Source organism: Streptomyces sp. NPDC002640, assembly GCF_053592575.1.
In genome coordinates this window covers 300,832-309,893 of record NZ_JBSFVZ010000001.1, presented here as the reverse complement: position 1 = coordinate 309,893, position 9,062 = coordinate 300,832, and the positions used below count along the sequence as shown (strand labels likewise).

The 9,062-nt window shown below is 75.4% G+C and carries 6 protein-coding genes and 1 pseudogene; 4 read left to right on the top strand and 3 right to left on the bottom strand.

The annotated features are described in order from the left end of the window. Nucleotides 1-1,080: mechanosensitive ion channel family protein (locus ACWD3O_RS01375; protein ID WP_451414483.1), on the bottom strand; the 1,080-nt coding region annotated here is incomplete at its 3' end. Continuing rightward, the gene (locus ACWD3O_RS01370; protein ID WP_451414482.1) at nucleotides 1,077-2,492 is read right to left on the bottom strand and encodes a PP2C family protein-serine/threonine phosphatase; all 1,416 of its coding nucleotides are present in this window, start codon (nucleotides 2,490-2,492) and stop codon (nucleotides 1,077-1,079) included. The genes ACWD3O_RS01370 and ACWD3O_RS01375, both read right to left, overlap by 4 nt. A gap of 200 nt (nucleotides 2,493-2,692) precedes the next feature. Between ACWD3O_RS01370 and ACWD3O_RS01365 the strand changes: the two genes are divergently transcribed. From ACWD3O_RS01365 to ACWD3O_RS01355, 3 genes are all read left to right on the top strand, one after another. Then, nucleotides 2,693-3,436, top strand: a complete 744-nt coding sequence (locus tag ACWD3O_RS01365) for a hypothetical protein (protein ID WP_451414481.1) — start codon at nucleotides 2,693-2,695, stop codon at nucleotides 3,434-3,436. A gap of 80 nt (nucleotides 3,437-3,516) precedes the next feature. Continuing rightward, nucleotides 3,517-4,479: a hypothetical protein gene (locus tag ACWD3O_RS01360; protein WP_451414480.1), complete on the top strand. Its 963-nt coding sequence runs from the start codon at nucleotides 3,517-3,519 to the stop codon at nucleotides 4,477-4,479. Nucleotides 4,480-4,583: 104 nt separating this feature from the next. Further along, nucleotides 4,584-5,615 (top strand): endonuclease/exonuclease/phosphatase family protein, encoded by a 1,032-nt coding sequence (locus tag ACWD3O_RS01355; protein WP_451414479.1) that lies wholly within the window; start codon nucleotides 4,584-4,586, stop codon nucleotides 5,613-5,615. Between the two features lie 73 nt (nucleotides 5,616-5,688). Here the strand turns inward: ACWD3O_RS01355 and ACWD3O_RS01350 are convergent, their stop codons facing one another. After that, nucleotides 5,689-7,761 (bottom strand): PhoX family protein, encoded by a 2,073-nt coding sequence (locus ACWD3O_RS01350; protein WP_451414478.1) that lies wholly within the window; start codon nucleotides 7,759-7,761, stop codon nucleotides 5,689-5,691. Nucleotides 7,762-8,042: 281 nt separating this feature from the next. On the opposite strand from ACWD3O_RS01350, the pseudogene ACWD3O_RS01345 reads away from it, so the two are divergent. Further along, a pseudogene (locus ACWD3O_RS01345) lies at nucleotides 8,043-9,062 on the top strand (hypothetical protein); the annotation flags it as partial.

Below are 9,062 nucleotides of genomic sequence, written 5' to 3'. Positions count from 1 at the left end.
TGGGGCTGCGGAGCCTGGGCGTGCGGGGCCTGGGGCTGCCGAGCCTGGGGCTGCCGAGCCTGGGCGTGCGGGGCCTGGGGCTGCCGAGCCTGGGGCTGCCGAGCCTGGGGCTGCGGAGCCTGGGCGTGCGGGGCCTGGGGCTGCCGAGCCTGGGGCTGCCGAGCCTGGGCGTGCGGGGCCTGGGGCTGCCGAGCCTGGGGATGCGGAGCCTGAGGCCGAGCCGCCTGGGGCCGAGCCGCCTGAGGGTGCGGAGCCTGAGGCCGAGCCGCCTGGGGCCGAGCCGCCTGGGGCCGAGCTGGCTGGGGCTGCGGAGCCTGGGGCTGCGGGGCCTGGGCGTGCGGGGCCTGGGCGTGCGGGGCCGGGGGCTGCGGCCTGGGTGGCGCGGTAGGTGGAGAGGCTGACGCGCGCGGCGGACACCTCCTGTTCCGCCCGCGTGAGCCACCGCTCCCACCGGGCCCGCATCGGCACGATCAGCCCACCGCCCACTCCCACCACCACGACGCCCGCGACCGTCCCCAGCCCCGCGTACAGCACCGGCAGCACCACCCCCGTGGCGATCCCCGCCTGTTCCAGCGCCGCGATCACCCCCAGCACCACGATCGCCGCCCACACCCCACCGGCGACCCCCTTGCCGTACGGGACCGTCGCCAGCACCGCCCGGACCACGTGCCGCGCCCCGTCGGCGACGGCGAGCGCCACCACCACCAGCACCACCGCCACCACACCCCGCGGCACCCAGGCCACCACCCCGTCGATCACCGCGCTCACCGGGTTCGCGCCGAACACCCCGAGGGCGAGCCGCAGCACGACGAGCAGCAGCGCGTACCGGACCACCCGGCAGACGATCCCCGTCATGTCGTACGCCGACTCCCGGAGCAGCCGCCGCACCCCCGCCCGCTCGGCGAGCCGCTCGGACCCCAGCCTCCGCAGCACCCGCTCCAGCACTCCGGCGGCCGTCCGGGCCACCACCCACCCCACCCCCAGGACCACCAGGAACCCGGCCAGCCGGGGCACGAACACGGCCACCCTCGACCAGGCCTCCTCCAGCCCCCGGCCGAGGTCCACGGCGGATCCCGTCACCCCTGCGCCCCCGTCCCCCGCCTCCGCCGCCACGCCCGCAGCCTCGGCAGCGAGCGCGACCGCGTCCGCGTCCGCGGCAGTGGCAGTGGTCGGGGCAGCCGCAGGGGGACCGGTCCGAGGCGGAACCGGCTGTGACGCCGGCGGCCCTCCCGCGGCGGCCCGCCCTCCTGCGGCGGCACGCCCGAGTAGGGCCCCATCTCCCGCGCCGACCGCTCCCACGGCGGCGGTTCGTCCGGCCCTGGGCGGCGGACGGAGAAGATCGTCGTGTCGTCCTCCAGGTGGCCTCCGGAGTGCAGCAGCACTCCCTCGCGGACGAACCGGACCACCCCCTCCGGCCGGCGCAGCGCGGGGTCCCGGGCGGCGGCCCGGGTGACCTCCTCGCGCAGCGGATAGAAGTCCCCGGCGGCGTTCCGCGCCTCGGTGACACCGTCGGTGGTGAGCAGCAGGGTGGCCCCGACCGGTATCGGGACGCGCAGGACGGGCGGGGGCAGGTCCGCGATGTCGCTCATCCCCAGCGGCAGCCCGTGCGCTCCGGGCAGCACGCCCGTGGTGCCGTCGGGGCTGATCAGCAGGGGCGGCTCGTGGCCGAAGTTGACCATCTCCACCACGCCCGGTTCGCCGGCCGGGTAACCGATCATCACCGCCGTGGCGAACCGGTCGCGATCCTGCTCGGCGCCCAGGTCGAGGCGGTAGGCGACCTGCCGCTTCAGCCGGATCTCCAGCCGCGACGCCACCGCCGCCAGCGACCGCTCGTGGTACCCGGCCTCCCGGAAGGTCCCGAGCAGCGCGGCCGCCGTCTCCACCACCTCCAGGCCCTTTCCCTGGACGTCCCCGACCACCACCCGCGTCCCCCAGGGACTGGGCTGGATGTCGTAGAAGTCGCCGCCCACCCGGGCCTCGCTGTTGGCCGGCAGGTAGAGCGCCGCCTGCTCCAGCCCGCCGAGCCCGGGCGGGAAGGGACGCAGTACGGCCCGGCGGGTGGTGTCGGCGACCACGGACATCCGCGACAGCCGTTCGGCGTGGCTGATCCGCACCACGCAGGCGAAGACGGCCAGCAATCCGCCGATGACCAGCAGCACCAGGACCGGCCAGGCACTCACCGGCGGACGGACGACCACGGTGATCAGCACATACGTGGCGAGCGCGAACAGCGCCAGGAGCGCCGTGCCCCGGACGCTGCACAGGGCGGCGGCCACTCCGGGGGCCAGCACCATCCAGGACACCGCGCGGAACCGGTCGTCCGTGGCCACCTCCACGACCGCGGCGACGATCACGATCAGCGTGGGCAGCAGCCAGCCCGTCGGGTGCCCCCGCCAGTAGAGGAACGCCGCCGGACCCGAGACGCCGAGGGACGCGGCCTTCTCCGCGCCGGTGGCGCGGACCGGCCCCGGATCGTCGGGCGTGTCGGGCATGGGCTGCATGACTTCAGCGAAACACGGGGTCCAGGGGCCTGCATCCGGTGGTGGACAGCGGGGCCGCCCCGAGTTGCCCCGTCACTCGTACGGGTGTCCGCTGGAAACCGGAGCCAGGGTTCGTCCACAGCCCGCGGCGCGTCCGCGCCATCCGGTCCACTCTCGAAGCCCCTGGCTTTCCGGCGGAGAGGAGCGTTTCCATGACGTACGCGCCACACGCCCCGCGAGGCTCCCTGTCCCGGCCTCCCGGCACCTGGCACACGGGCGCCGACCAGCGTCCCGGCGTCGATATGCGGCTGCTCGGCGACCGCGGGACGAAGATCATGAAGTGGGCCCTGCCCCTCGGGCTCGGCCTGATCTACGGCTTCTGGGCGGCCACCAACGTCCGCCGTGGCGACGGGATAACCGGCTGGAACCTGTTCTTCGGCTTCGCGACGGCCCTCGTGTTCATGCTGGCGCTGATGGCGCTGCGGGCACTCGCCCCGCGCCTGCCTCGCGTCCGGCGGGCCGCGGCCTGGGCGGCGTTCGCCGGCACGGCCTTGGGCTTCCTCGTCAGCACCACCAACCAGAGCGTGCTCCACTCCATCTTCCTGGGCCTGGCCATGGCGGTGGGCGTGTTCGTCTCCGTCCTCTACCGGGTCAGCACGCGCCGTACACCGCGCGTGGTGACCCCCGGTGAGGACCGCTACCCGGCCACGGCGGGTGAGGACGCGATACGCACCGAGGCGTACGCCGGCGAGTCGTTCACCACCCGGTCCGCGCTCGGCACGCCGGGCACGCCCACCGCCACGACCGCCTCCACGACGGGCACCCGGCCCGCCACCGCGACGGCGCCGGGCACCGTACCCGCGCGCCCCGTCCGGCTCCGCCGGCGGCGCCGCGGCAAGGCCCGCCTGCTGATGCGGACCCTCAAGATGGCCCGCGCGATGCGCCGGCGTCACTGAGGGCCGGGCCCCGGCACGCCGCTCACCCGGACGGACGCGCGTCGCTCGCCCCGGCCGGGCGGGCGGCGTTGTCTGGGGGCGTGACCGACCGCACGCGCCGTCTCCGTGACGTGCTGTCGGCGGCCCTGACCGCCGCGGCGTGCCTGCTGCTGCCGTTCGGGGTGCTGGCCGTCTGGGCGGTGCACGGCATCGCGGACACCGGGCGGTACGTCACCACCATGGCACCGCTCGCCTCCGACCCGGCGGTGCGCGGCCTGGTCGCGGACACGGTCGGCGCCGGGATCGTGCACCGGCTGGCGGACGACCGCGACCTGCCCCCGTCCGCGGCGCCGTTCGTCCACAGCGCGGTGCGGTCGTTCACCACGACGGAGGCCTTCCGCGCCGTCTGGGACGCCGGGAACCGGGCGTCGCACGAGGCGGTGCTCAAGGCCCTGCGCGAGCCGCGCGACGGTCCCGTCACGGTGGACCTGGCGCCCCTCACGGAGCGGGTCCGGCACGAGCTCGCCGGCGAGAACGTGCCGCTGGCCGGCAGCATCCCCGTGCGGCACACCCGGGTCGCCGTCCTGGAGCCGGCGGAGCTGCGCGGGCTGCGGGACGGGCTGCGCACGCTGGAGGTCGCGGGGGTGTGGCTGCCCGTGTCCGCCGGGGTGCTCGCGGTGGCCGGCATCGCCGTCGCGGTGCGGCGCCGCCGGGCGGTCACCGCCACCGCCCTCGGCACGGCGGTGGGCGGCGCGGTCCTCGGCGTCGCGCTGCTGGTGGGGCGGGCGGCGCTGCTCGCCGACCTCCCCCCGGGCGTCTCGCGGCCCGCCGCGGCCGCGGTCTACGACGCCCTCACCGCGACCCTCCGCCACGTCGCCTGGGCCCTGTTCGCCCTCGGTGTCCTGGTCGCCGCCACCACCTGGCTCACCCGCCGCCGCGCGACGTCCCGCCGGGCCTCCGCAGCCTCCGCAGCCTCCCCGGCCTCTCCCCGCCCGGCCCCGGCCGCCCGGCAGACCGCCGACCCGTCCGTCGACCCCACCGAACCCAGCCAGGCCCAGGCCTGAACCGCCCCCTCCGGCTGGCCGGTGGCCCGGTGGCGGCGGGCCGGACGTGCCGCGGAGTGACCGTTCCGGTGCCCCGCCGCGGCCGTATGGGGCACCATGAAACCGTGGCCACGACGCAGCAGACGCAGCAGACGCAGCAGCAGGCGCCCTCACCCCGCCGACGCCCGGCCCGCACCGTCGCCGCCGTGGCCGCCGCCGCGCTGCTGGCCGGGACCACCGCCGTGACCGCCTTCCGCATCGCCGACGCCGACGGTCCGACCCCCGTGCCGCAACTGCTGGCCTTTCTCCCCTGGCTGGCGGTCCCGGCCGGGCTGGGACTGCTGGGCGCCCTGCTCGCCCGGCGCCGCGTCCTCGCCGTCTGGGGGACGGCCCTCCTGGCCCTGCTCGCCTGGCACTCGGTCCCGCGCGGAGGCGACCACGACCCGGCGGGCGCACCCGTCGCCGATCTCCGCGTCCTGACCGCGAACCTCCAGTTCGGCCAGGCCGTCGGCCCCCTCGTGGACCTGGTCCGTCAGGAGCGCCCCGACCTGGTCTTCGTCCAGGAGTGCGACCCCGCCTGCATGGACACCCTGACCTCCGCGCTGTCCGCGACCCACCCGCACCGCCGGGCCGTGGCGGGGGGAGGCCCGGTCGGCTCGGTGATCCACTCCCGTCTGCCCCTGACCCCGGCGGCGGGGGTTCCCGCCTCCATGGGCCAGCCCGGCGCGGTCACCGAGGTCGCGGGCCACCAGGTCCGCCTGCAACTGGCCCACCCCTCGCCCCCGATCCCCGAGCGCCTCACCACCTGGCGCACGGAACTCGGGGACCTCCGCCGCTGGGCACGCGAGCGGGCAGCGGCCGGAAACGCCGAAGCCGCCGCCGAGGACACCCCCGTGATCCTCGCCGGCGACTTCAACGCCTCACGCGACCACGCCGCGTTCCGCCGCCTTCTCGACGACGGGCGCCTGCACGACGCGGCCGCCCTGGCCGGCGCCGCCCGCGCATCGACCTGGCCGGTGACCGGGGCGCCGCTGCCGGGCGTTCAGATCGACCACGTGCTGGTCTCCCCCGCGTTCACGGCCCGCGACGCCCGGTTCCCGGAGATGGAGGGCTCGGACCACCGAGCCGTGCTGGTGACCCTCACCCTCCACCGCTGACTCCGCCGCCACCGCCGGCACCGCCGAAGCGCCCGGCACCGCCGAAGCGCCCGGCACCGCTCCTGCCGGAGCGTCAGACGCCGATGTCCCGGCCGTCCTGGCGCCACACCGCGACCACGGCGGGCCGGACGTACGTGCCCGGCCCGTCGGGCCACTGCGAGGCGGGGTTGTCCACGTTCGCCCCGTCGACCTCGCCCGGGTGCTGCACGGCGACCAGGACACGGCGGTCCTGGATCACCGGGCCGCAGGTCTCCGCGCCCTTCGGCACCGTCAGGAACTGCTTGAGCTCGCCCCGGCGGTCACCGGTGACCGCGACGCCGAACAGGCCGTCGTGGTTGCCGAGGGCGTTGCCGTCGGTGGAGATCCACAGGTTGCCGTGCGGGTCGAAGGCCACGTTGTCCGGGCAGGAGATGGAGCTGACCTTCTCCTTGGGGAAGCCGGCGAAGTAGGTGGCCGGGTCGCTCGGGTCGCCGGCGACCAGGAACAGCGACCAGGCGAACTCCAGCGCGTCGGGCCGGGACCACTTCTCGGTGAGTTCCAGGACCTGGCCGTGCTTGTTCTGGTTGCGCGGGTTGGCCTCGTCCGCGGCCGGGTAGTTCGCCCTGCCGCGGTTGGTGTTGTTGGTCAGGGCGACGTACACCTTGCCGGTGCGGGGGTTCGGCTCGACGTCCTCGGGGCGGTCCATCTTGGTCGCCTGCACCTTGTCACCGGCGAGGCGCGTGAAGACGAAGACCTCCTCGGCCGTCATGCCCGGCACGTGCGAGACGGCACCGCGGGCGGTGGCGGTGGCCAGCGGGATCCACCTGCCGCTGCCGTCGAACTCGCCGTCCGAGGGCAGCTTGCCGGTGCCGTCGATCTCGGAGACGGGGGAGTCGCCGGTGAACTGGGCGACGTAGAGGGTGCCTTCGTCGAGCAGCGTGAGGTTGTGCTCCCGGGCGGCCCGGGAGTTGCCCTTCGCCATCCGCTTCGAACCCACGAACTTGTAGACGTAGTCGAAGCGCTCGTCGTCGCCGGAGTAGATGACCGGACGGCCGTCGGCGGTGAGGCTGACGGTCGCGGCCTCGTGCTTGAAGCGGCCGAGCGCGGTGCGCTTGCGCGGAACGGAGTCCGGGTCGGTGGGGTCGAACTCGACGACCCAGCCGAAGCGGTGGACCTCGTTGGGCTCCCGCGCGACGTCGAACCGCTTGTCGAAGCGCTCCCACTTGCGCTCGGTGGCGCCGGTGCCGATGCCGTAGCGGCTGTCGGTGGGGCGGTTGGCGTTGGCGAAGTACTGGTTGAAGTTCTCCTCGCCGTGCAGCGTGGTGCCCCACGGGGTGACGCCGCCCGCGCAGTTGTTGAGCGTGCCGAGCACCTTGGTGCCGGTCGGGTCCGCGGAGGTCTTCAGCAGGTCCGAGCCGGCCGCGGGACCGGTGAGCCGGAACACCGTGGTGGCGGTGACCCGGCGGTTCAGGTGATGACGGCGGACCGGGCGCAGCGCGCCGGTGCGGCGGTCCTCCTCGACGACCACGGCGGACAGTCCGTGCGCGGCCCAGGCGATCTCCACCTGCTCGCGGGTCGGGTTGTTCGCGTCGTAGTCGCGGAACATCAGCATCTCGTCGGTGTACTCGTGATTGGCGACGAGGATCTGGCGGTGCGGCTCGCCCTTCAGCGGGAGCAGCGCCAGGAAGTCGTTGTTGTAGCCGAACTGACCGGCCTGCGCGGCGGCGGTCTGGTTCTCCGGGTCGAACCGCGGGGCACCGCGCAGAATCGGTTCGCCCCAGCGGATGACCACGTTCTGGTCGTAACCGGACGGCACGGTGACCTGGTCCGCGGTGTTCGGCGCGACGGGCGTGAAGCGCAGGCCGCGGGCGCCGTCCGGCTTCCCGGGGCGTCCGTGGCGGCCCGCCGCCTCGGCGGCCTGCGCGGGCTGGGCGCCGCCGACCGTGGCGGTGCCGGCCGCGGCGGCGACCGTCACCACGGCGGCGGCGCGCATCACCGAACGGCGGCTGACGGCACCGGCGACGATGTCGCCGATGTACGCGTTGTCGCTGGTGTTCGGCACCGCGTGGAAGCAGGCGTCACCACAGCGGAAGCGACAGGTCAGGGCCGAGCGGCCGCCTGGGTGCGCGGCGGACGGCGTTCCTACGATCGGCAGCGAAGTGCGCACGTTCGAATCTCCCCTTGTGCCCTAGGTGTGAAGGTGACGCTAGGGAGGAAGGCGTGCGGCAACGGATCGTCCGGGTGAATGACGGGTGAACCGGCGGCAGCCATACGGCTGTCAAACCTCGGGACGGCTGGGGTCCACCCGATGGGACGCGTCCGGTCGGGTGCGGTGGCGGACGCGGGGCGTGCGCCCCTTACCGAACGGCCCCAAGGGGGCCGCTAACCTTACGTGTCCGTCCTGGCCAGGGTTCGACGGGCTTCAGCTCCTCCGAAGGGTAGCGACACATGGGCATCTTCTCTCTCCTGCGGAACGCGTTCGGAAAGGCACGCAAGGAACGTGCCGCCGACCCGGAGCCCACGGTCCCGCCGCAGGGCGGTGCCCCGGAGAAGGCCGCGGCGGACGAGACCCCCGCGACGGTTCCGGCGCCGGCCTCCTCGCCCGAGCAGCCGACCGGGAAGACGGAGCACGAGCTGGTGTCCGCGGCGTTCGACGGCGTCGCCATCCCGCGGCCCACCGAGCCGGGTGACGACGCCGCCGCCCCGAAGGCCGTGGCGGAGCCCGAGGCCGTCGCCGAGGCGGAGGCGAAGGTCGACTCCCGCATCGAGGAGGCCACCACCTCCGCCGACGCGGACACCACCGCCCGGTCCGACGCGGAGCCCGCCGACGACGCCGCGGAGGCCGAGCCGAAGTCCGCGGCGCAGGACGAGCCCAGAACTGCCGCCGAGGCCGAGGCCCCCGCGGAAGTGGAGCCCGCCGCCAAGACCGAGGCGCCCGCCGACACGGACCAGGAAGCCGCCGCGGAGGCCGACGCCCCGGCCGAGGCCAAGCCCGAGCCGCAGACTGCCGACTCCGCCGAAGCCGAGGCTCCCGCCGACAAGAAGCCCGCGGCGGACGCGGAGCCCGAGCCTGAGGCCAAGGCCCAGGCGAAGGACGAGGGGGCGCCGGAGCCGGAGACCGACGCCGCCGCGCAGGACGAGCCCCAGCCGGAAGCCGAGGCGGCGAAGGACGAGCAGGCGCCCGAGGCGGAGGCACAGCCCGAAGCTGCGGCCCAGGACGAGCCCGAGGCCGACGTCGAGGCGGAGGCCAAGGCCGAGCCGGCCCCCGAGGCAGAGGCGCAGGACGAGTCCGACGTCGACGCCGAGGCGGAGGACAAGCCGACCGCCGACGCGGAGCCCGAGCAGGCACCGGAAGCCGACGCCCAGGACGAGCCGGCCGCCGACACCAAGGCCCAGGACGGGCCGGAGGCCGAAACCGACGCTGCGCCCGACGCCGAGGCAGAGGCCCAGGACGAGCCGGCCACCGAC